At 71.7% G+C, this 22,881-nt stretch carries 15 protein-coding genes; 4 read left to right on the top strand and 11 right to left on the bottom strand.

Annotation, left to right across the window (positions count from 1 at the left end; all coding sequences use genetic code 11):
• Positions 1-43: 43 nt before the first annotated feature.
• Together ACFQGL_RS21150 and ACFQGL_RS21145 are read right to left on the bottom strand one after the other, a co-directional pair.
• Positions 44-1,510, bottom strand: coding sequence for an NADH-ubiquinone oxidoreductase-F iron-sulfur binding region domain-containing protein (locus ACFQGL_RS21150; RefSeq protein WP_377513926.1), 1,467 nt, complete (start codon positions 1,508-1,510; stop codon positions 44-46).
• A complete protein-coding gene (locus ACFQGL_RS21145) occupies positions 1,507-3,147 on the bottom strand; it encodes a hypothetical protein (RefSeq protein WP_377513924.1) in 1,641 nt (546 codons plus the stop codon). The genes ACFQGL_RS21150 and ACFQGL_RS21145 overlap by 4 nt, the downstream gene beginning before the upstream one ends.
• Before the next feature lie 274 nt (positions 3,148-3,421).
• On the opposite strand from ACFQGL_RS21145, the gene ACFQGL_RS21140 reads away from it, so the two are divergent.
• The gene (locus ACFQGL_RS21140; RefSeq protein WP_377513923.1) at positions 3,422-4,873 is read left to right on the top strand and encodes an alpha-amylase; all 1,452 of its coding nucleotides are present in this window, start codon (positions 3,422-3,424) and stop codon (positions 4,871-4,873) included.
• Positions 4,874-4,945: 72 nt separating this feature from the next.
• A complete protein-coding gene (locus tag ACFQGL_RS21135) occupies positions 4,946-5,857 on the top strand; it encodes a L,D-transpeptidase (RefSeq protein WP_377513922.1) in 912 nt (303 codons plus the stop codon).
• Between the two features lie 10 nt (positions 5,858-5,867).
• Here the strand turns inward: ACFQGL_RS21135 and ACFQGL_RS21130 are convergent, their stop codons facing one another.
• The 5 genes from ACFQGL_RS21130 to ACFQGL_RS21110 all read right to left on the bottom strand — a co-directional run bounded on the left by ACFQGL_RS21130 (position 5,868) and on the right by ACFQGL_RS21110 (position 10,971).
• The gene (locus ACFQGL_RS21130; RefSeq protein ID WP_377513921.1) at positions 5,868-6,509 is read right to left on the bottom strand and encodes a response regulator transcription factor; all 642 of its coding nucleotides are present in this window, start codon (positions 6,507-6,509) and stop codon (positions 5,868-5,870) included.
• Complete coding sequence (locus ACFQGL_RS21125) at positions 6,506-7,636, bottom strand: sensor histidine kinase (protein WP_377513920.1); 1,131 nt, start codon at positions 7,634-7,636, stop codon at positions 6,506-6,508. The genes ACFQGL_RS21130 and ACFQGL_RS21125 overlap by 4 nt, the downstream gene beginning before the upstream one ends.
• A gap of 26 nt (positions 7,637-7,662) precedes the next feature.
• The gene (locus ACFQGL_RS21120) at positions 7,663-8,478 is read right to left on the bottom strand and encodes an ABC transporter permease (RefSeq protein ID WP_377513919.1); all 816 of its coding nucleotides are present in this window, start codon (positions 8,476-8,478) and stop codon (positions 7,663-7,665) included.
• Between the two features lies 1 nt (position 8,479).
• Positions 8,480-9,382, bottom strand: coding sequence for an ABC transporter ATP-binding protein (locus ACFQGL_RS21115; RefSeq protein ID WP_377513918.1), 903 nt, complete (start codon positions 9,380-9,382; stop codon positions 8,480-8,482).
• 113 nt (positions 9,383-9,495) lie between these two features.
• Positions 9,496-10,971 (bottom strand): MFS transporter, encoded by a 1,476-nt coding sequence (locus tag ACFQGL_RS21110; RefSeq protein ID WP_377513917.1) that lies wholly within the window; start codon positions 10,969-10,971, stop codon positions 9,496-9,498.
• A gap of 112 nt (positions 10,972-11,083) precedes the next feature.
• On the opposite strand from ACFQGL_RS21110, the gene ACFQGL_RS21105 reads away from it, so the two are divergent.
• Both ACFQGL_RS21105 and ACFQGL_RS21100 read left to right on the top strand, forming a co-directional pair.
• Complete coding sequence (locus tag ACFQGL_RS21105; protein ID WP_377513916.1) at positions 11,084-11,803, top strand: TetR/AcrR family transcriptional regulator; 720 nt, start codon at positions 11,084-11,086, stop codon at positions 11,801-11,803.
• Positions 11,804-11,887: 84 nt separating this feature from the next.
• Positions 11,888-12,742 (top strand): alpha/beta hydrolase, encoded by an 855-nt coding sequence (locus ACFQGL_RS21100; protein WP_377513913.1) that lies wholly within the window; start codon positions 11,888-11,890, stop codon positions 12,740-12,742.
• Between the two features lie 24 nt (positions 12,743-12,766).
• Here ACFQGL_RS21100 and ACFQGL_RS21095 read toward each other — a convergent pair whose 3' ends face one another.
• The 4 genes from ACFQGL_RS21095 to ACFQGL_RS21080 form a co-directional block, all read right to left on the bottom strand.
• Positions 12,767-14,779, bottom strand: coding sequence for a DEAD/DEAH box helicase (locus ACFQGL_RS21095; RefSeq protein WP_377513912.1), 2,013 nt, complete (start codon positions 14,777-14,779; stop codon positions 12,767-12,769).
• An 88-nt stretch (positions 14,780-14,867) separates the two neighbouring features.
• On the bottom strand, positions 14,868-16,172 hold the full coding sequence (gene brxD, locus ACFQGL_RS21090; protein WP_377513911.1) for a BREX system ATP-binding protein BrxD: 1,305 nt from the start codon (positions 16,170-16,172) through the stop codon (positions 14,868-14,870).
• A complete protein-coding gene (pglZ, locus tag ACFQGL_RS21085) occupies positions 16,169-18,877 on the bottom strand; it encodes a BREX-2 system phosphatase PglZ (RefSeq protein ID WP_377513910.1) in 2,709 nt (902 codons plus the stop codon). The genes brxD and pglZ overlap by 4 nt, the downstream gene beginning before the upstream one ends.
• Positions 18,878-18,950: 73 nt before the next feature.
• Positions 18,951-22,793, bottom strand: a complete 3,843-nt coding sequence (locus ACFQGL_RS21080; protein ID WP_377513908.1) for a phage resistance protein — start codon at positions 22,791-22,793, stop codon at positions 18,951-18,953.
• Positions 22,794-22,881 lie beyond the last annotated feature (88 nt).

Genomic DNA, 22,881 nt, shown 5'->3' with positions numbered 1-22,881 from the left:
AGGGCCCCTTCCTATACACCAGGCGGTAAGAAGGTGCCCTTGCTTATTCGGCCTTGGCGAGCCGCAGGGCGAGCTCCGGGCAGACCTTGACCGCCTTCATCGCGCCCTCCCGCAGCCAGGTCGGCACCGGAGTGGGCGGGAAGGCCGGATATCCGTTGCCGTCGAGCCGGATGAAGTCCGGCACCACGTGCGCGCAGAGCCCGTGCCCATCGCAGCGGGACCAGTCCAGGGTGAGCTTCTGCGGGTTGGCGTCGGGTGCGCCCGGCAGCCCCATCACGCCCTTGACCCGCCGGCCGCAGCCGTCGCCGGTGCTGTGCATCCGCAGGTCGTCGGCGAAGACCTCGATCGCGGAGAGCGCGAACCGGGCGGTGCCGTCGGGATGGCTGCACGCGCCCCGGCCCTTCACCTCACCCGCGGCGGCCCGCACCACGTCCGCCGGTTGGCTGCCGGCGACCGCCAGGTCCACCGCGCGGGCCAGGTCCGGTAGGCCCATCTTGCACGGTCCGCACTGGCCGGCGGACTCACCGGCCAGGTAGCGCACCACCTGGGCGGCCTCGCCGAGCGGGCAGGTGTCGAGGCCGAGCGGGACGATGATGCCCGCGCCGAGGGTGCCGCCGACCGCGGCCAGGCCCTTGCGGGAGACCTCGGCCCGGTCCGCCGCCTCCGGAGTGATCCATTTGCCGTGGTAGCCGCCCATCAGGATGCCCGGGGAGTCCGGGACCTCGCAGAGGTCGAGGATCTCGCGCAGCGGGGTGCCGGCGGCGCACTCCACGACGGCGGGTCGGGCCGCCGCGCCGGTCACGGTGAGCAGGACGGTGCCCGGCTCGTCGTCGGTGCCGAGCGCCGCGTACTCGTACGGGCCGAGCCGGGCGGCGACGGCGAGTTGGGCGTACGTCTCGGCGTTGGACAGCAGGGTGGGCAGGCCGCCGACGCCCGAGTCGCTGGAGCGCTTCTTGGTGCCGGGCGGGATGTGCGGCAACCCGTTGATCCCGTTGACCAGCGCACCGCCCTCGCCGGAGATGAACCGGTGCGGCACGGTGACGATGGTCGCCGGCACCGGCATCCGCCGCTCGGCCAGCGCCTCCATCAGCGAGTCCCGGCCCACCCCGTCGTCGGCTACGCCGATCACGATCTCCTCGGCGTCCAGCGCGTACGCGGCCAGCGCCGCCCCGTCGAGGATCAGGTGCGGGGCGCGGGTCAGCAGCACCTTGTCCTTCCAACTGGCCGGCTCCCCCTCGGTGGCGTTGACCACCACCACCGCGGCGAGGTCCTGACGCTCGCAGGACTCCAGCACCGCGCGCAGCTTGCGGGCGAACGGGAAACCGGCCCCGCCCTTGCCCTTGAGCTGCATGCCCTCGGCGAGCCGCAGGAGCTGGGCCGGTTCCATCGGCCCGAGCGGCCCGTGCACCTCGTCGTGCGCGGCGAGGTCCAGCCGGCCGAACTCGGCGAACCCGGCGGTCAGCCGGGGCTCGCCCACGCAGGCGACCGGAGGCACGGTCGTCCGGATCACTTCGCCTCACCCCGCAGACCGGCCCAGTACGCCCCGTCCACCGCGTCCGCGCTGGCCTTGCGGCGCTTGGCGGACCGGCCCTCGCCGGCGGCTCGCCGGGCCCGCCGGGACGCCAGGTCGACCAGGGTGGGAGTGTCGTCGACGGGCGGCGCCACCTCGTCCGGCACGTACCGGGTCGGCGGGCGCCAGTAGTCCGGCTCCTCCGGCAGGTCGTCCTCGACGCTGTGCCGGCCGCTTCCGCTGCGCGGCGCCGAGGAGATCGGGCCCGCGGAGATCGGCTCGGCGGAGACCGGTCCGGCCGAGATCGGTTCGCTGGACTCCCAGCGGCGCGGGCTGTCCCACGGCTCCTCCGGCTCGTCGATCGAGCTCTGCGGAGGCGCCGAGTGTCGGCTGCCGGTGTCCTCGCTGCGGGACCGGCGGGAGGACCGCTCGACCGGTTCCTCGACGCGACGCCGTCCGGTCGGGGCCGTCTCGTCCCGGTCCCGGGTGCGCTCCCCACGCCGCCGGCTCACCGGCTCCAACTCCTCCTCGTCGCGCCGGCGGGCGGCCGGCTCCTGGGCGCTCCGACGGGTCGAACGACGGGTCGTCGTCTCGTCCTCGTCGCGCCGGCCGCGCGCCGTACGGGTGGTGTCCCGCCGGGCCGCCGGCTCCTCGTCCCGCCGTCGGCGACTGGGCCGGACCGGCTCGGTGAGCGAGCCCGGCTCGGGCACCACCGGGACGGTGAACCGGTCCGGGTCGCGCCGCTGGGCGCCAGTGGGAGCGGTCCACGAGGCGGTGGTCGCGTCCGCCCAGGCGGGACGCTTGTCCTCGGCGGTGTCGCGGCGACGGCCCAGCAGCGACCGGCCGCGGCTCTCCTCGCCGGCTCGGCTGGCCATCGCCTTGTTCCGCACCGCGGCCTGTTGCTGCTCGCGGCTGCGCCGGCCGATGGTGACCGAGAGCCGGACCAACAGTGCCAGCACGACCAGCAGGACGCAGGCGAGGTAGCTGAACACCACCCAGGACTTGGCGGCCCGGCCCGCGTTCAGTCCGTGCAGCAGGGAGAACGGCCAGGCCAGGTACGCCGTGGAGTGCAGCGTGCGCCACAGCCACTTCGGACCGACGCCGGCGAAGCGGGCCCGGATGATGCCGGTCCAGATCACGCTGACCATGAGCAGGGCGGCCACCGTGCCGAGCCCGACGTAGAGTCCGCCGCCACCGACGAACGGCACCAGCGCGTCGGTCGGCGCGGCCCGACCGGTGGCAATCTTGGTGAGCACGTGGAAGACCAGCCCGGCAACGCCCAGCACGCCGGTGGCCCGGTGCGCCGACTGCAACAGCACCCGGTGCGAGATGCGCAGCACCAGCCGGTCCGTGGCGAGCAGGCCGAGCATCACGGTGAGGCTCAGCGCCACCAGGGCGATCACCCCGGCGAAGAACTCGGTGAAGAAGAAGCCGTACGCGTACGCCGTCTGGCCCGCGCCGGTCAGCATGATCGCCGCCCAGAGCGCGGCGAGCGCCGACGCGATCAGCAGAGCGGTCGCGGACCGCGACGGGGTGCGTACCCCCCGACTGCTCTCACCGGTCCGGACGGTGGCGGCCTTCTGGTTCTGCTTTGCCCGGGCCATCTGCTCCTCGATCGTCTCGCGGCGGCGCACCACCGGCCGACCTCTGCTCCGCCAGTCAGTACGGACCGGCGGAGCGCTCGGATCATCCAGCGCCAAAAAACTTCGGGGCCGGATCGAACCGACCCCCGCCGCAACGCGTGTAGCGGGCGCACCAGCCGGAGAACGCAGCGGCGCATGTCCATGCATTGACAGTCCCTGCAACACGCTTGTAATCTTTCGGAAAATTTCAGCCTTGCTTGCAAGATTCCGGCAGCCGGGCCAACTCCGCCGCCGCACCGCCCCGTCCCCACCCCCGTCAGGAGTCCCGATGCACCGACGTCGACGCGACTCGGCGATCCTCGCCCTCACCCTCGGCCTGGTCGCCAGCCTGCTCGTCCCGACCACCGTGGCGGCTCCCCCGGCCGCCGCCGCCCCGTCCGGAGGCAAGAAGGTCATCGCCCAGCTCTTCGAGTGGAACTGGCCCTCGGTGGCCAGCGAGTGCCAGAGCACGCTGGGCCCCAAGGGTTACGGCTACGTCCAGGTCTCGCCTCCGCAGGAGCACGTGCGGGGCAACCAGTGGTGGCTGGCGTACCAGCCGGTCAGCTACCGGATCGAGTCCCGCAAGGGCACCCGGGCCCAGTTCCAGTCGATGGTCAACACCTGCCACGCGGCCGGGGTGAAGGTGATCGTCGACGCGGTGATCAACCACATGTCCGGGCAGGACGCGGGGGGCACCGGCTGGGCCGGATCGGCCTTCTCGCACTACGACTACCCGGGCATCTACCAGACCCAGGACTTCCACCACTGTGGGCGCAACGGCGGCGACGACATCGTCAACTACAACGACCGGTACGAGGTGCAGAACTGTGAACTGGTCAACCTCTCGGATCTGAAGACCGAGTCCGACTACGTCCGTACGAAGATCGCCTCGTACCTCAACGACCTGCTCTCCCTCGGCGTGGACGGCTTCCGGATGGACGCCAGCAAGCACATGCCGGCCGCCGACATCGCCGCGATCAAGGGCAAGCTCTCGCGCTCGGCGTACATCGTGCAGGAGGTCATCTACGGCGCCGGTGAGCCGGTCCAGCCGACCGAGTACACCGGCATCGGTGACGTGCACGAGTTCCGCTACGGCAAGGACCTGGCCCGGGTCTTCCGCTCCGAGCGGCTGGCCTACCTGCGCAACTTCGGGGAGGGCTGGGGCCACCTGCCCACCGGGCCGGCCTCGGTGTTCGTGGACAACCACGACACCCAGCGCGACTCCGGCGGGGTGCTCACCTACAAGGACCGTGGGATCTACGCCCTGGCGAACGCCTTCATGCTGGCCTGGCCGTACGGCTCGCCGACCGTGATGTCCAGCTACACCTTCAGCAACCGGGACGCCGGCCCGCCGTCGGACGGCGCGAACAAGACCCTGAACACCACCTGTTACTCCGGCTGGGAGTGTGAACACCGCTGGCCGGTCATCGCCAACATGGTGGGCTTCCGCAACGCCACCGAGGGTGCCGGCGTGGCCAACTGGTACGACAACGGCAACAACCACATCGCGTTCAGCCGCAGCGGCAAGGGCTTCGTCACGGTCAACGACGAGGACTCCGCGGTGAACGGTCGCTCCTACTACACCGGGCTGCCCGCCGGCCGGTACTGCGACGTCATCCACGGCACGTACGCCGGCGGCACGTGCAGCGGCCCCGTGATCACGGTGGACGCGAACGGCTGGTTCGCCGCCAACGTACCGGCCCACGACGCGGTGGCCGTCCACATCGGCGCGCGGGTCTGAATCTGCGGGGTCCCCGGGCCGGTTATCACCGAACCGGGGGCCCCGATCCGTCCCGCACCGTAGAGTGATTTGGTGCCGATTGCCCGAATGTCTCCGTACCGTCGGCGGGTTGGTTGGCTGGTCGCCACCGTCACCGTGGTCGCGCTGCTGATCACCGCACTGCTGGTCGGCAAGGCCCTCACCGCACCCTCGACGCCCGCCGGCCGGCTCGGCGCGGCGGTGCCCGACCCGACGCCGGGCGGCATCGTCCAGGACCCGGACGAGTCGGTCCCGCCGGCCGCGCCCGCCCCGGCCGGGCTGCCGGTCGTCGACTACGACCCCGCCCCCAGGGGGTTCCCCGCCGATCCGGCCACCATGGACACCACACCACTGACCGAGGCCGTGCACCCGACCCAGCGGATCGCCGCGTACGACGCGCCCGGTGGGCGTCCGCTTGCCTACCTCGATCCCACGATCAACGGTGTCGAGCTGACCACGCCGATCGCCGAGCGGCGGGTCGGCTGGACGGCCGTCCTGCTGCCCTCGGCCAACCGGCAGCTCGCCTGGCTGCCGCCCGGCGGTTTCGACACCGTGGCCCTACGCGACCAGATCGTGGTGGAGCGCAAGGTGCACCGGCTCACCTGGTACCGGGCCGGCAAGGCGATGCGCTCCTGGGAGGTCAGCCTCGGCGAGCCGGGGCAGGACACCCCGCTGGGCCGGACCTTCGTCCTGGGCCGCACCCCGCCACCGGAGGAGGTCTACGGCGGGGTGGACATCTACGCCCTCGGCTCGGTGCCCGACGACCCGGAGGCGGTGCCCGCCGGGCTGCGCGGCGCGCACATCGGTGTGCACACCTGGTACAACGACGACGACCTGGGCGAGAACACCACCAACGGCTGCATCCGGCTGACCCGCAGCGGCCAACGGGAACTGCTGGCCGAGGTACGCCCGGGCAGCAGCGTGGTGGTGGTCGATCGGCTGGCCACCCCGCCGTCGACCGCCTGAGCGGTGCCGCTCACTCGCCGAGCAGCCAGCCGTTCTGCTCGGCGATCCGCACCGCCTCGGCCCGGTTGCGGGCACCGGTCTTGCCGATCACCGCCGAGAGGTGGTTGCGTACCGTCCCCTCGGACAGGTGCAGCGCCCGAGCCAGGTCCGCGACCGCGCCGCCACCCCGGGCCGCCCGCAGCACCTCGGTCTCCCGCTCGGTCAGCGGACTCGCTCCGGTGGCGAGGGTCTCCGCGGCCAGCGTGGGATCCACGACCCGCAGGCCGGCGTGCACCCGGCGGACCGCGTCGGCGAGCTGCCGGGCCGGGGTGTCCTTGACCACGAAACCGTTCGCGCCGGCCTCCATGGCCCGCCGCAGGTAGCCGGGCCGCCCGAAGGTGGTCACCACCAGCACCCGGCAGGTCGGCAGCGCGGCCCGCAACGCGGCGGCGGCGGCGATCCCGTCCAGGCCGGGCATCTCCACGTCCAGCAGGGCCACGTCGGGCGTGGTCCGGCGGGCCTCCGGCACCACCTCGTCGCCCCGGCCGACCTCGGCCACCACGGTCAGGTCCTCCTCCAACGAGAGCAGCGCGGCCAACGCGCCCCGGACCAGCGCCTGGTCGTCGGCGAGGAGCAGCCGGATCGGCCCACCGGGCGTGGGCTGGGCGTTCACCGGGCCTCCCCCGGGGCGTGCACCCGCAGCAGAAAGCCGCTGCCGTCCGGGCCACGGCCCACGGTCACCGTGGCGTCCAGCCGCAGCGCCCGTTCGCGCAGGCCGACCAGGCCGTGCCCGCTCGGGTCGGGAGCGGACGGACCTCGACCGTCGTCGCTCACCTCGACCAGATCCTGGTGCACCCGGATCGTGCAGCACCGCGCCCCGCTGTGCCGGACCACGTTGGTCACTCCCTCTCGTACCGCCCAACCGAACAACTGGTCCCACTCCTGCGGCAGCGTCGGCACCTCGGCCGGCAACTCCGCCGCGATGCCCGCCGCGACCAGCGCCGAACGGGCGCCGGCCAACTCCCCGACGAGTGTCACTTCGCGGTACGCCCCGACGGTCTCGCGTACGTCGGCGAGCGCCGCCCGGGCCAGCGCCTCCACCTCGGCGATCTCGACGGCGGCCCGGTCCCGGTCCACCTCGATCAGCCGGCCCGCCAACTCGGCCTTGATCGCCACCACGGTCAGCGAGTGCCCGAGAATGTCGTGCAGGTCGCGGGCGGCGCGGGCCCGTTCCTCGGCGACCGCCAGCCGGCCGATCTCCTGCTGGGCGGCCTGGAGTTCACTGTTGCGCTGCGCCAGCCGGGACACCCCGAACATGGCGAACGAGGCGAGCAGCACGGCGAAGGTGACCGTGCTCTCCCCCGTCCAGGCCGGCACCAGCCAGGCCGCCACCAGTGGGGTCAGCGCGCAGAGCGCCACGATGACCAGCGCCTGCACCGCCGGCAGCAGGAACACCGCGGACGCGGCCACGAAGACCAGCGTGGCGGTCCAGTCCCCGGCGGTGCCCGGGATGCTGGCCAGGCCCAGCCCGAGCAGCAGGAGCAGCGCGAGCCGGGCCCGGTGCACCGGGATCGGCAGGAGATGCTGGCGCAGGTTACGGGCCCACTGGAACAGCAGCACGTAGCCGAGGCCGAAGGCGACCAGGGTGACCACGCCGACGATCCGCCGCCACGACTGCGGCTGTTGCAGCGCGGTGGAGAACGGCACGTTGAGGAAGAACAGCCACACCGCGGCCAGCAGCCAGCCGGTGAGCCGCCAGCGGCGGCTCACCGGTCGGGGCTGACCCGTCAGCGAATCCATCGGGTTCACGCTAGCGGTCGGGGTGGTCAGACCCGAGCGGTGTCCCGGCGGAACAGCCGCGCCGCGCCGATGCCGAAGACCAGCGCCCAGAAGACCATGTTGGCGACCCCGGCCACGCTCACGCCCTCCCCGGTCAGGGGTGCGCGGGACAGCTCACCCATGCCGTACACCGGGGTGAACTTGGCGGCCTGCTGGAGCACCTCCGGCAGCACCTCGACCGGGACGAAGAGCCCACCGAACATGGCCAGCACGGCCAGCAGCGGGCCGATGAACTGCATGACGTTCTCGGCCGGCACCAGGTAGCCGATGAAGAGGCCGAACGCGGCGAAGACCAGCGAGCCGATCCAGGCGGCGAGCCCGGACAGCAGCCAGACGTACGCCGGGATCCGGACCCCGGCCGCGGCACCCACCAGGAACTCGACGACGACCGCGAGCAGACCGAGGGTCATCGCGGTGATCAGTTTGGTGGCCACGTACGCGGCCGGACGCAACGGGGTGAGCCGCAACTGTCGACTCCAGCCCAGTGCCCGCTCGGTGGCCACCGCGCCGCCCGCGCTGGTCGTCGCCACCATGGCCGCGTACACCGCCAGGCTGATCATGACGTACGCGGTCACCGGCCGGCCGTTGTCCAGCGTCTGCCCGCCCTGCGGCAGACCGAAGATGAGGAAGAAGACGCCCGGCATGATCAGCGTGAAGGCGAGGGTGCGTCGGTTACGCAGCACCCGACGCAGCTCGATGCCCAGCACGCCCGGGGCGAAGCCGCCCAGTGCGGGCAGCCGGCGGTCGGGTTGCTCGGGCCGGTCGGTACGGGTGGCGGCGGGGGTGGCCGGCAGGGTGGTCATCTCAGGCTCCGGTGTGCTCGGTGGTGAGGGCGAGGAAGGCGTCCTCGAGGTTGCGGGAGGTGATCTCCACGTCCCGGGCCTCGGTCCGGGTGAGCAGGTGTCGGGCGATCGCGTCCGAGTCGCCGGTACGCACCAGCACGCTGTCGCCGCGTACCTCGACGGCGTCCACACCGGGCAGTGCGGCGAGTGCGGCCTGGTCGGCGCCGGGCAGGGTGGCGCGGACGGTACGGCCGGCGGCCAGGTTCTTGATCTCCGCGGTGGTGCCGTCGGCGACGACGCGACCCTGCCGGACCAGCACGATCCGGTCGGCGTACGCGTCCGCCTCGTCCAGGTAGTGGGTGGCGAAGATGACCGTCCGACCGGCCCGCGCGTCGCGGCGCAGTGCCTGCCAGAAGTCCCGCCGGCCCTCGACGTCCATGCCGGTGGTGGGCTCGTCGAGCACCATCAGGTCCGGGTCGGGCAGCAGTGCCAGCGCGAAGCGCAGTCGCTGCTGCTGACCGCCGGAGCAGCGCCCGACCACCCGGTCGGCGATGTCGGCGATGCCCGCCCGCTCCAGAACCTCGGCGGCCGGGCGGGTGTGCCGGTAGAAGTGGGCGGTCATCCGGACGGTCTCGCCGACGGTGAGGTCCTTGAGGAGTCCGCCGGTCTGGAGCACGGCGGCGACCCGGCCCCGCGCTACCGCCTCGTCCGGGGTGCCGCCCAGGATGCGGACCGTCCCGGCGTCCGGCCGGGCCAGCCCGAGCAGCATGTCGATGGTGGTGGTCTTGCCCGCGCCGTTGGGGCCGAGGAACGCCACCACCTCGCCGGGCTGCACCCGCAGGCTCAGCCCGTCGACCGCGGTGACCGCGCCGAAGGTCTTGGTGAGGCCGTTCAGCTCGACGGCCGGATGCTGCGTACTGGTCATGCCACTCATGCTCCGGCGGCGCGGGGTCCGGTATCCGGAGCGGGCGTCACGTTCCGGCCGTGACATTTGTCAGGGGCCGCCGGGAGCGTGCTCCCGGCGGCCCCGAAGAGCGCTCAGTGCTGGCCCGGCTCCGCCTCGCGGGCCTGCCGAGGCAGCAGGAACGCCGCGGCGAAGGTGAGCACGAGCAGGCCGAGCTCCGCCCAGAGGGTGGTCCGCACCGCCGTGCCGGCCGGCTGGTCCTCCAGTTGGGCGAAGAAGACCGTGCCGAGCAGGGCCACGCCCAGGGCTCCACCGAGCTGCTGCACGGCGGTGAGAGTGCCGGAGGCGGATCCGGTCTCGGCTGGCTCGACGCCGGAGAGCACGATGTCGAAGAACGGGGCCATCACCAGCCCCATCCCGAAGCCGACCAGGAGCAGCGCGGGCACCAGCCGCCAGACGGTCACCTCCGCGTCGGCCAGCCGCAGTGTGAGCTGCACCCCGCCGACGCCGGCGAGCACCACCACCAGGCCGACGTGGATGAGTCGCCGGCCGAGACGGGCGGCCAGGCCGGCACCGGCGAGCACGAACGCGACGACCATGCCGAGCGCCTGCGGTACGCCGGCCAGCCCGGTCCGTAGCGGCGAGTAGCCGAGGCCGAGCTGGAGGTAGAGGCTGAAGACCAGGGAGAAGCCGGTCAGCGCGGTGAAGAACGCCAGCCCGGCGACCATGCCGCCGGTGAACGCACGCCGGGCGAACAACGCCGGCACCACGAGGGGGTCCAGTCCGGCTCGCTGCCGGCGCACCTGGTAGCGGCCGAAGACGGCGAAGACGCCGAACGCGGCGACCAGCAGCACGAACATCCAGGCCGGCCAGCCCTGCTCGCGCCCCTGCACGAGCGGGTAGACCAGCAGCACCGCTCCGAGCGCGACCAGTGCGACACCGGGCAGGTCCAACCGGCTGGCGTGCCGCGCCCGGGACTCGGGCAGGAAGCGCAGCGCGCCCAACGCGGCGAGCAGTCCGAGCGGCACGTTGATCAGGAAGATCGCCCGCCAGCCGGTGCCCCACAGGTCGGCGTGGACCAGCCAGCCGGCGAGAATCGGGCCGCCAACCGCGGAGATGCCCATGACCGGCCCGAACGCCCCGAAGGCCGCCGGCAGTTCCCGGGGCGGGAAGACCTCCTTGATGATGCCGAGGCCCTGCGGGAGCAGCAACGCACCGAACAGGCCCTGCGCGACCCGCGCGCCGACCAGCAGGCCGGGGGTGGTGGCCAACGCGCAGAGCGCCGACGCGGCCGTGAAGCCGAGCACACCGACCAGGAACATCCGGCGCCGACCGTAGAGGTCACCGAGCCGTCCGCCGGTGACCAGGCCGATGGCCATGGCCAGGGCGTAGCCGGCGCCGAGCCACTGGATCAGGCTCGTCGAGCCGCCCAGATCGGCTCGGATCGCCGGGCCGGCGAGGTTGGTGACCAACGCGTCGAGCAGGTCCATGACCTCCGCGCTGAGGATGACGGCGAGGGCGAGCCAGCGCCAGCGGTACGGCGTTGGCTCGCTGCCGGGGACGCCGGGCCCTGTGGTGTCGGCCTCCCCCGTCGTGGCGACCTGGGACATCGGGACAACTCCTTCAGGAAGACGAACGGTGTTCGTTGACGAACACTGTTCTACCAGCGATCACCGTTCGCGACAAGTACGATGGCCCGGTCCCGATCTCCGGAGGTGGTCCGTGTCCGACCTGCCCGACCCGCCCTGGCGGACACCCGCCCGCACCCGGCCGGCCCGCCGCGCGCTCAGCCAGCAGGCGGTCGTCGACGCCGCGATGGCCGTGCTCGGCCGGGAGGGACTGGGCGGGCTGAGCATGCGCGGGGTGGCCCAGGAGTTGGGCACCGGGCCGGCCTCGCTCTACGCCCACGTCTCCGGCAAGGACGAACTGCTGGAACTGCTGGTCGACCGGGTCATCGCGGACGTCACCGTGCCGACGCCGGACCCGCAGCGGTGGACCGAGCAGGTCAAGGAGGTGGCCTGGCAGTCGTACCGGGCCTACGCCAGGCACACCAACCTGGCGCTGGCCTCCCTGGCCACCATCCCCACCGGCCCGAACGCGCTGCGGGTCACCGAAGGGCTGCTGGCGATCCTGCTCGCCGGCGGGGTGCCGGCGCAGCAGGCCGCCTGGTTCCTGGACCGGCTGTCCCTGTACATCGCCGGCGACGCGTACGAGGGGGCGCTGTTCGGCGAGAAGGTGCGCGCGTCCGGGCAGAGCATCCAGGCGTACTGGGATGGGCTGCTCGCGCAGCTACGCACCTACTACCTGAGCCTGCCCGCGAAGCGCTATCCACACACCCAGGCCCATCTGGACGAGCTGATGGCCGGCGGGGGCGATGAGCGCTTCGGGTTCGGCCTGGACCTGCTGGTGCAGGGCGTGGCCGCGTACGCCCGACCACGCTGAGGGACCGGTCGCGGCTCGCATGGTTCCCGGCCCGCCAAGCGGGTATCCGCGCGGTCCGGACGCCGCGACACCCGGGGGGACGCCATGAGTGCCATGCCGCAGGGCCAGGTCGACACAGTCGTGCTGATCCACGGGCTGTGGATGACTCCGCGCAGCTGGGAGGGGTGGGTCGACCGCTTCACCGCCCGCGGGCTGCACGTGCTCGCCCCCGCCTGGCCCGGGATGGACCTCTCGGTCGAACAGCTACGCGACGACCCCAGCCCGATCGCCGAGCAGAGCATCGCCACGATCGTCGCGCACTACGACCGGATCATCCGGGCGCTGCCCCGCCCACCGATCATCATGGGGCACTCGTTCGGCGGGCTGATCACCCAGCTCCTGGTCGACCGGGGCCTCGGCGCGGCCGCCGTGGGTGTGCACGCGGCGGCGCCCAAGGGAGTGCTCAAGGTACCGCTGAGCACGCTGCGCTCCGGGTTCTCCATCCTGCGCAATCCGGCCAACCGGAACCGGGCCGTCCCGTTCACCCAGGACGAGTTCCACTACGCGTTCGCCAACACCATGACCCGCGCCGACTCCGACCGGGCCTGGCAGCGGTACGCCGTCCCGGGCGCCGGACGGGTGCTCTTCGAAGGGGCGTTCGCCAACATCGACCCCCGCTCACCCGCCAAGATCGACTTTGGGCGCGACAACCGCGCGCCGTTGCTGCTGATGGCCGGCGAACTCGACCACGTGGTGCCAGCGTCGGTGGTCCGCTCCAACGCCGGGCTCTACCAGAAGTCCCGGGCACTCACCGCGTTCGAGGAGTTCCCCGGGCGTACGCACTTCACGGCCGGGCAGGACGGCTGGGAGAAGATCGCGGACTACGCGCTGGACTGGGCGCTACGCGCCGCGGCGCTGCCCCGGGAGGCGACCATCGCCAGCGAGACGCCCCGCCGCTGAAGCCGGTGAGCGTCCTGTTCGCAATCAGATCACGACGAACCGGACAGTCTCGTCCAACACGGCGGCAGCCGCGTCCAGGTCGGCAAGGCGTGCCGCGAGGGTCGCCGCCGCCAGTCTCTGCGGCAGGGCCGCGCCGAACTTGAGACCGTCGAGAGCCTTCTCGTTGATCTCTGGCAGGCAGAGTCGGCTGGCGGCGTCCGCGGTGAGCCTCCTCCAGCTCCCGGGTGTGACGTTCTCCCGCAGCCGGATGCTGTTGCCGTCGAAACGTTCCACCGGATCGACGACCTCGCCGAGGGTCGCGGTCAACGTCGCATTGGCTCGGAAACCCGCCCAGGTCCACCAGCGAAGGTCGCCGTTGTCCGCACGGACGATCACCGTGCCGCCGGGGTGCACGAGGTGCAGCTTGTCCTCACGCTCCTGCCCGAGCCGGGTCAGCGCACGGCGGGTCAACGCGACCGGCGGGTCCACGCCCAGCAGCACCTCCCTCACCGCCTGGGATAGCTGGTAACCGCGGTAGGCCCAGCCGGCGCCCTGCCACCGCGCGCGTCCGCCGCCGTCGGCGGGCTCGACGAAACACCGCCGACGACGCCAGTCGATGTAGGTGACCCGCCAACTCCGGCCACCCAGCAGCAGCCGGCGCTCGCCCCGGACCTCTTCGGTGAGCAGGCTGGGGTCGATCCGACCCAGTTCGGTGCGGCCCAGGAGGACGGTGAACTCCGGCGGCCCGGTGAAGACGGCCGTCATCTCCATGAAATGGCGACGGCCGAACCGCTCCTCGGCAGCCGGACCGATGAAGAGCATGCCCTCGTCCTGTTCCAGATAGCCGTGCTCGACGAGGTGTCGGACGATGGGTCGGGCGCTTCCCCCGAAGGGGCGCAGCCCGTTCCAGGCCTCGGTCCAGGCCTGGTCGCCGATCCGATGCTCCTGCAGGCAGAGCGCGAGCATCTGCTGAGCCACGATGTGCCGGGGCTCCGGCGGTGCGTTGACCGGCTCCACCCAACCACGTGACCAGAGCAGAAGCAGCGCGGCAGCTTCCACGAGCGGCTGGCCGCCGAGCGTCAGGAACAGGCAGTTCCGGCTGCTCCCGGGGCGACGCCCGGTGCGGCCGAGCCGCTGCAGGAAGGACGCCACGGTGGCTGGCGCATCGATCTGGATCACGCGGTCCAGATCGCCGACGTCGATACCGAGTTCGAGCGTGCTGGTGGAGACGATGACGCAGTCCCTGGACTCGGTGAACGCCTGCTCCGCCCGGCGCCGCTCGTCCATGGAAAGTGACGCGTGTGAGAGGAAGGTGGTGACCCCGTGTGCCCGCAGCAGCTGTCCGAGCTCCTCCACAGTCTGCCGGGACTCGCAGAAAACCAAGCGTTTCTCGCCCTGATGCAGGCCGGCGATCACGGCTGCGGCATTCACCAGGGAACCCACGTAGTCCAGTTCGACTTCACCGGGGGGCGGGCCATCGGCGAGCTTGGCCAGGTCGGGTGCCACCACCCGGGCCGCGCGGTTCTGCACGCTGGAGCCTTGGAGCCACGCGAGTAATTGGTCCGGGTTGCCGACGGTGGCGGAGAGACCGATCCGCTGCAGTGGACGCCCGGCCACCCGGGTCAGCCGTTCCAGGACGGCCAGCAGGTGCCAGCCCCGATCGTCTCCGGCGAACGCATGCACCTCGTCGATAACGACAGCTTGTAGGCCGGCGAAGAACTGTCGGTGGTCGACGTTGACGCTGACCAGCATGGCTTCCAGTGACTCAGGTGTGGTCAGCAGGATGTCGGGCCGTTCGAAGAGCACGTTACGACGCCGCGAGGCAGTGATGTCCCCGTGCCAGAGAGCCACCCGCCGCCCGAGCCAACTGGCGTACTGCTCAAGCCGAGGTTCCAGGTTGTTGAGCAGCGCCTTGAGGGGGGCGAGGTAGAGCACCGACGTGCCGCCCCATTGCTGTGCAGCCATCCGGGAGAGCAGCGGAAACATCGCGGCCTCCGTCTTGCCGCCGGCCGTTGGTGCGAGCAGGAGGGCGTCCAGGCCGTCTCGCACCGGTTCCACCGCGGCACGCTGCAAAGGACGCAGATCGCGCCAGCCCAGGGTGTTGACCACATGGTGCACCACCACCGGGTCGAGGTCCGGCAACACGTCAGATGGTCAGTTCGATGTCGTCGGCCCGGGTTGCGGCGTTGCGTTCCACCTCGGTCAGCTCGTCGGCCCGCAGGGTCAGCGCGTAGTGCTGCCGCGGCTCCCAGTCGGCGAACTGGTCCACCCGATCGAAGACGTCCGCGACGAGCTTCTTGAGATACACGCGGGGTGCCACCCCGACATGACCGCCCAGCGCTCCGGTGACGGCACCAGCCAGGGTGGCGAGGTATTCGTCGTCGACTCGCGCACTGACCTGTGCGCTGGCGTAAATGTCTCGGACCTTGGTGCCGAGGTCCACCAGAGCATCGACGGTGAACCCGGGTAGCCGCAGTTGGGTGGCGCGGGGGTTGTCCCAGCGCGGGTCGGGGCCGAGGTCGGTGGCGAGCCGTTGTGCGAGCGGCGCGAGGCGCTGAACACCCTGCGGACCGTCGAAGAACGCCGGCGTCCCGGTGATGACCAGCAGCAGGCCTGGGAAGCGGTCGGCATGTACCTCATCGATGAGCTGCCGGAGAGCGTTCAGTGCCTTGTCCCGTGCGTCGGAGCGCACCCGTTGCAGGGTCTCGACCTCGTCGAGCACCAGGAGCAGCCCTTGATGCCCGCTGTCGCGCAGAACGGTGAGCAGTCCTTGCAGGAAGCTCAACGCGCCGTAGTGGTCGAGGTCGCCCTTCACCCCGGCCACCCGACGGGCGGATGCCGCGACGTGTGGCTGGCCCCCGAGCCAGGCGGCCAGTCCGTCGGCGGTACGAGAGTCCCCGCTCGCGGCGGCAGCCCGGTAGCCGCGCAGGGCCGCAGCGAAACCCGGCGTGCTCCGTGAGATGTCGCCGAGTCGACGTTCCAGTAATTCACTGACGGCCCGGTCAAGCCCCGGCGCATCATCCTCGGCGACCTTGCCCGCGGCGAGCACGTCCTCCTCCAGCGCGAAGATCCAGCCGTCAAGGACAGGCCGGAACGCACTCGGAGCGAACTGTTCCGTGCTGAGGTGTTCGACCAGACGTCGGTAGACGGTCTCCATCCGGTGCAGTGGCGTCTCCAGCTCGGAGATCTGCACTTCGGCGGCGGCGAATCCTCGCCGCTTGGCCCGCTCGGCCAGCCAGCGGGTGAAGAAGGTCTTGCCGGCGCCGTATTCGCCTCGGACGGCCTTGAAGACACTGCCGCCTTCGGCGACCCGGTCGAGGTCGTCATCGAGGGCGGCGGCGAACCGGTCGAGCCCGACGGCAAGTGCGTCGAGCCCGTTGCTCGGGACGACGCCGCGGCGCAGCGCGTCGATGATGTCCCGGCGACGACGGGCGGAAACCTCCACCGTCACCGTTGCTCCAGCTCGAACTGCTCGATCAGCAGCTTGCGGTTGAGGTGGACGGTACGGCCGTCGGCGTCGACGGTGATCACGGGATAACCCTCGACCTGGAGAAGCCGGCGCAGCACGGTGACAGTCCCGTTGATGCGGTGGGCCGGTACGCCGGATCGGGCGGCGAGAGTGTCGAGGGTTGCCCGGTCACCGCCGGCGATCAGTGTGTTCAGCAGTGCGCCAACTCGTTCGTCGGCCAGTGGCAGGCGGGGGTCTCGCCGCTGTGCGTAGCGGTCGCTGGCGAGCAGCGCCGTCACCAGGTCCGGTGCGATCGGCGCGGGCTGGGAGGCAGCAGCCTGCGCAACATCTGCAGGCGCAAGGTCGAAGAGACCGTCGGGCTGTTCTTCCACGGGTCGGCGGGAGCGACGTCGGGTTGCCGACGCCGGGTCGGCCGAGGGTGGTGGCGTCTCCGGCAGCGGTTCGCGCCACCAGTCCGGGCTTGCCACCGGCGCACCAGCCCAGCCGGGTACGGCGAGTTCGTCGCCGGCGCTTAGCACGAGCAGCGGGATGACAGCTTCGGCGGGCGAGGCACCGCCGTGATAGCCCGCCTTGCGCGGCCCGTACCGCACGTCTTCCCGCCAGGGCAGGACAACAGAGCCGCCCCCGAGCGCCACCCGGCTGCCGGCGACGGCCACCTCCGCGTCTCCGGCGGGCTCGGTCGACGGGCGCCACCGGTTCTCGCCGCTGCCACTGGGCAGGGTGACCGACTCGGGGCCACGGTCGACGACATGGCCGTGGTCGGAGACGAGGATGACCACCCGGTCGGCCGCGGAGGCCAGCAGGTCGCCGACGGCGGTGATGGTGTCCTCGCCCCAGACGGTGGTGCCCGGGTCGCTGCGGTCCAGTGCGTCGTCGATCGTGTTGACTACGGCGGCGACCAGGGGGATCGACGGATCGTCGAGGGCCGCGAGCACCTCTGGGTCCAGGGCCGCCCCGGCACCGGCCCGCAGTGCGGCCTTGTGCAGCAGCCGGCCAGTGGGGAAGCGCTCCCGGAACGCCTTTCGCTCGGCCTGTTGACGGCCGGTGGCGATCCGGCCGCTCAGCAGGCTGCACCGACTGGCCTCGGTGACGGTCGGCAGAGCCGCCAGCACCCCGGTCCGGGGGCCACCGTCGAGGGTGAGCTCGACCCAGGTGCCGGTCCGGGTGACTGACTCGGCCAGCTCGGTGGCGGCGGCGGCACCCATGCCGTCCATGACGAGCAGCAGCACCCGGCGGCCATTTTTGAGTACCGGCTGCACCACGCGGTCGAGCACGTCCTCGACGCGCAGCAGCGTCCCTGGCTCGGTCTCAGCGCTGGTGGCGGCGGCGAGCAGCGTGGCGAACTGCTGGTCGTGGCGGGATCGGCGCACGTCGACAGCCCGGTGCAGCAGGCGGTACGCCTCGGCGACCTGTTGGTCGGGGTCACCGGCGAAGACGTCGAGCCGGGCCCGGTCGACCCAGCCGTCCTGGCGGACCTGCCGGTGCAGCGCATCGAGCAGGGTGGCCGGTGCGGCGCCGTCGGTGGTGTGCAGCCAGCGCAGCAGGCGTACCGCCATCCGGGCGGTCTCCACCCGGCGCGGGTCGGCCGCCCGGTGCGCCTCGACCGTGGCCAGTGCCGACTGGGCGCGGGCAACCGCCGCCGGCAGCGCCGAAGTCCCGGCCGGTACGGCGAGCCGTACGGCGTCGGCAAAGGCCCGCAGCCGCTGGACGAACCCGCTGGGCAGGACGGTCGACGCCCCGAGCAGCGCGGTGATGCCCACTTCGGCGGCGATCGATTCCGCCCTGCGTAGCATCCGCTTCGCCTCGTCCCGGCCCGTAAGCCCAGAGTCGACCGTCCGGTAGACCCACGCTTCGGCAGCCTGGTGCAGCGCCTTGGCCTGCGGCGACGTGAGCCGAAGGCCACCGAATCGGGGCTCCAGCCGGGTACGGCCGACAGCGGCCTCCACATCGCCAACCCGTTCGCTGTGGGCGGGCCAGAGCAGCCCTGCCAGGAGCCCCAGCGCGATGATGTCGACCCCGTGCCCAGCGCGGACGGCGGCCATCACTGGAACGGCAGCACGGCCCGCGGTCCCCGTCAGGTAGGTGGTGATCCCGTCGGCGACTTCGTCCGGCAGCGTGGTGAAGCGCAGTTGCCGGCGGGCGTCGGTGCTCCACTGCACCAACCCGCTGTCGTCGAGCTCCGTGGACGGCAGATCGAGCAGCTCCGAGGTGAGGCTCCGCAGCGCGAAATCGCGGGTGAGGATCGCGCCGGGCGGAGTTGGCCAGCCGTTCGCCGGGGCGTGGTCGGTGAGCGCGTTGGCGACCCACCGGCCGACCCGGACCAAGGTGGGGTCGAGGGCGTTCACCCCGCCGAACATCTGCCGAACCAGGTCCCACGGGTCGATCTTGCGTACGGTCTGCTTGCTGAGGTGGGCGAGGAGCCCGTCGCCCAGTTCGCTGTCCGTCAGGTCGGTGAGCAGCACCAGCCGTTCGCCGTCGGCCCGGTCGTGCAGGGCGGCGCGAGCGGCCAGCGGGGTGGGGCATGGGACCACCCGGACGCTGGTGCCGCCGATCGTGAGCACCGGCTCGGTCGACCACTCGGGACGGGCGGTCAGCGCGATGGTCTCGGCCCGATCATTCTCGGCCAGCCACGCTTCGATCTTGCGGCGGACGGCGTCCGGCTGTGCCGCAGTGACCGGCGCGCTCACGACTCTGTCCCCGCGCCACAAGGGGCGGAGATACGGGTGTCGGTGAGTCGCCCGGGGCGTGTTTCCGCACCGGTCACCGCGTCTCCCAGCTGACCGTGACGCGCCGTCCGGCGGCAACTTCGGCCGCAATCTCGGCGGCGATCTTCTGCCAGGTTGGCACGTCGCTGACCTCGTACCGCCGAGCAGTAACGCCAACCGACTCGCCGTCACCCGGCACCGACGTCGGCTCTGTGCCCGCTACCTCGACGCTGCCACCGCCGGGCAGCGCCGCAACGGGGAATCGGCCAGGCTGCTGGGCCGGCACCGAAATGCCCGCAACCGGGATGACACCCGGCACCGAATCGATGGCGCTTGGGGTCGTGCCGGCACCGTTCACGGTGGCTTCGGTGCCACTCGTCGACCGGATCGGCTGTTTTGGCTGGTCGGCGGCGAGGAGCGCCGCGGATGCCGCGGATGCCGTCTGGAGGGCGTCGACCAGGTCCTGTCCGTGCTGTTCGTGCCGGGCGACGCCCTGCAGTTGCTCGATGATCACGCGTGCCCGGTCGTCGTGAGCGGCGCGGGCGCCGATCGCCCGGAGCAGGGGCCACTGGTGGCTCTGCGCCAGCGCTCTGGTGATGTCTCCCGCCTGGCCGAGCACCTCGCCGACGCCCTGGTCGTCGACGTCGCCGAGGTCGGCCCGCGCCAGCGTCTCGATCAGCACGACATCGTCGCGCTCGACCGCCAGGTCGGTGACGAGCCGGGCCGCCCGTCGGGCGGTGGCGAGGCGGCCCGTGCGAGCTGACTTGTCGAGCCCCAGCACGTCGGCGTGGGCTTCCAGGGCCTGCGCGAGGTCGCCGGCCGGCTTCTGCCGTACGCTCGCCGCTCGGCGCAGTGTGCCGGCGAGGTCGCCGAGGTTGGCGGGCGTGCGCCAGGCGGGCAACACGCCGCCGAAGAGCGCGGCCCCCCGGCTCACCGCGGTGCTCCATGCCTGCTCGTCGGGCATCGGCGGGTGCCGCAGCTCCATCTCGTTGTCCCGCACGGCGGCCACGTTGGAGACGTCAATCTTGCCGCTGTGCTGGTACCAGGCGAGTTGCTGCTCCAGCCCGAAGACCAGAATGATCAGGTTTTGCAAGTCCCGATCGAAGCCGAACGCGGCGGGCTCGTCGATGAGTCTGCGCAGCAGTTGCACGGGAAAGTGATCGGTGTAGCCCTCGTTGGCGGCAGCTTGGAGCAGGTGCTGACTCCACCGGCAGGTGCTCATGTTCAGCACGTACCGGCCCTCGACCAGCTCGCCCAGGCGCAGGTTGTTGCAGACGCGCCGGAGGATGCGCTGATCGGCCGGGTTGGGCACGCTGACGCCCCGGGCTGGATCGGCGGCGGCCTGCCTGGCGTACTCGATGATTTTGGCCATCTCGCTGCGGGTGACGGGCTTCTCGTCGTCCGGCATGGCCGGCCGGCCGGGGTAGGACCAGGCCAGGAGTTCGCCGGTGAGGTTGGTGAACGCCTCGGTGAGGGTGCCGCCCCGGGGGTCGCCGACGTGCAGGCCTTCGGAGAGCGTGTGGAACACGCCGATGGCGTCGTCCTGCACGTCGGAGCCGCGGGAGGTGGCCGACCCGTACGCCTGCATGAGGGCACTGATCAGCGTGCCGCGCAGCTGGGTCTGGCGCTGCTGGAGATAGACGCGACCCTGCTGCCGGTCGGCGAGGGGCCAGTCGGCGGCGAGCGAGTTGAGGCGGTCACCGGTGCCGTTGCCGAGCAGATAGTTAATCTTGGCGAGCTGGCCGACCTTCCCCAGCAGGTCGTCGGTCAGATAGAAGGGCAGCCAGAAGACCGTCCGGGAGCCCCGCTCCAGGCGCTCGATCCGGGCCCGGTCTGCGGCACGTTCGAAGCCCTGCGGGTCGAACGGGTAGTCGATGACGACCCGCCATGCCTCTCCGGTGGCGATCAGCGCGGAGACCGGCATGGTGTCGGGGTCGCGCACGTTGCCGAACTTGACCTGGATGGTGTGCGACCGGCCACGCCAGGCCCGGGAGTAGAGCAGTTCGCCGAGCTGGCCCTCGCTGCCGGCGATGCCCATCTCGGCGGTGACCAGCTCACGGATGAGCTGCTGCCGGACGCCGGTGTTGTTGGCCTCGTCCTCAGGAACCAGTTCGAGCAGTTTGTCGTAGTCGACGGTGTGCAGCTTGAGGGTGACCACCGGGTCGGGGGTCTTGGTCAGGTGCAGCTCACCGGCGCTGTCGGCGACCCGGTTGAGCCGGTTGAGCACGATCTGCCGCTCGTAGCCGGGGATCGGGGAGGTGATCGAGCCGAAGTTGAGCGCGTGCAGCTTGGCGGCGGTGAGGCTGTGCAGGGCCGGCACCTCGGGCACCAGCGCACCGAGCAGCACCGTCTTGATCAGCTTGTCGTCGAGCTGGAACTGCTGGTGCGTGGCGGCCTGCTCCTCGCCGATGCCGTTGAGGTTGAGCAGGATCGGCCGCAGCTTCTGCGTGTAGACGACCCGGGCAGCTTGGAAGAGCTGTTTGAGCTTGGGCCGGTCGGGCAGCTCGCCGTGCAGGACGAGGGGGTCGAAGAGCGCCGACACCCCGATCAGGTCGTTGACCTGGAGGTTGTCCCGGCGTGCGACGAGCAGCTCGGTCATCACCTTCAGCGCGGTGCGTTCACGCTGCAACGCCTGCGAGAGCGCCACCAGGGTGGCGACCAGCGCCGGCGAGAACGGGTAGAGCTTGCGGAAGGCGGCGGCGTCGGAGCCGATGCCGGCGTCGCCGAACTGGGTGCCGAGCAGCAGCGTGTCCCATACCTCCCGGTTGCCCTTGACCGCGGCGAACGCGTTGTCGATCACCGCACGGGCCGCGTCGTCGATCGGCTTGAGCAGCCGCTTCTCGGTGATCTCGGGCAGGTTGGTATCGGCGAGGGCGATCTCACCGAACCGGCCCTGGACGCTGCGCATGACGTGCGCGAGGGCTTCCCGCTCGGTGCCGCCGACCTGCGGGCCGAGGAAGTCCTCCAGGTTGCGCTGCCGGGCGACGAAAGAGATCAGCGGCAGCGGCCGGGTGGCGTCGGCGGACTCGACGAGCTTGTTGAGCTTGGCGCCCTCGGTGTTGACGAACGTGTGGTCGCTGATCTTCGTGGAGAGCCACAGGATCAGCTCGTCGAGGAAGAGCACCATCGCGTCGTACCCGAGGGACTTGGCATGCCGGGTGATCACCGCAAGGCCGGTGTCCAGGTCGAGGTATTCCCCGCTGCGGACGGCACCGGTAAAGAACGTGCTGGTCAGCGCGCTGACCAGGCGGTCCCGCTGCTCGGTGCCGGGCGGCGCCGCAGCGGCTGCGGCGTACATGTCCGGGGTCCAGCCGGAGGCCCGCGCGACATGCGCGGCGAGGCCACCACCGGCCGCCGTGGGGGTGCCGCCACCGTCGCGCAGCGCGGCGAAGAACGCCTCGTCACCCATCCGCCCGCGCAGCCGCGCGGCGTCGTCGAGCAGCGCGTCCGACCGGTGTACGGCGGGAACCGGCGCTTCCGGGTGCAGGGCGGTGATCTGGTTGAGGTAGCCCTCGAGGATCGCCTGCTCGACCGAGCGCGCGTCGAGCATGTGGAAGGTGAGGGTGAGCAGCTTCCGGTCGCGCAACCAGGAGTCGGCGGCGAGGACCGGCTCGGCCAGGCCGCGCACCTCCCGCGCTGCCGGGTTGTGCTGGAGGATCTCCCGCAGCACCGCCATGAAGTGCGACTTGCCGGAGCCGAACGAGCCGTGCAGGAACATAGCCTGCGAGCGGCCGGTGGTGACGGCGTGGCCGATCCGGCGTAGCGCCTCGGCGAAGTTGTCCCGAAGTTGGTCGGTGACGACGTATCGGCGCAGGTCCGCGCCCTCGGCGGCACGGACGACAAAGTCGCCGTCACCGACCGAGGTCGGAATGTCGATCACGTCCCGTAACAGGGTCATCACCGCTCCTCGCACCGCCGCTCCCCGTGACGCCGGCGTCACCGGCAACCCGACGATCCTAAGGCGTGACCAGCGCTCGTCCCAGTCG

Source organism: Micromonospora vulcania (assembly GCF_042658605.1).
Classification (GTDB): domain Bacteria; phylum Actinomycetota; class Actinomycetes; order Mycobacteriales; family Micromonosporaceae; genus Micromonospora; species Micromonospora vulcania.
The sequence above is the reverse complement of the archived record's forward strand: the minus strand, read 5'-3'. Positions and strand labels throughout refer to the sequence as shown.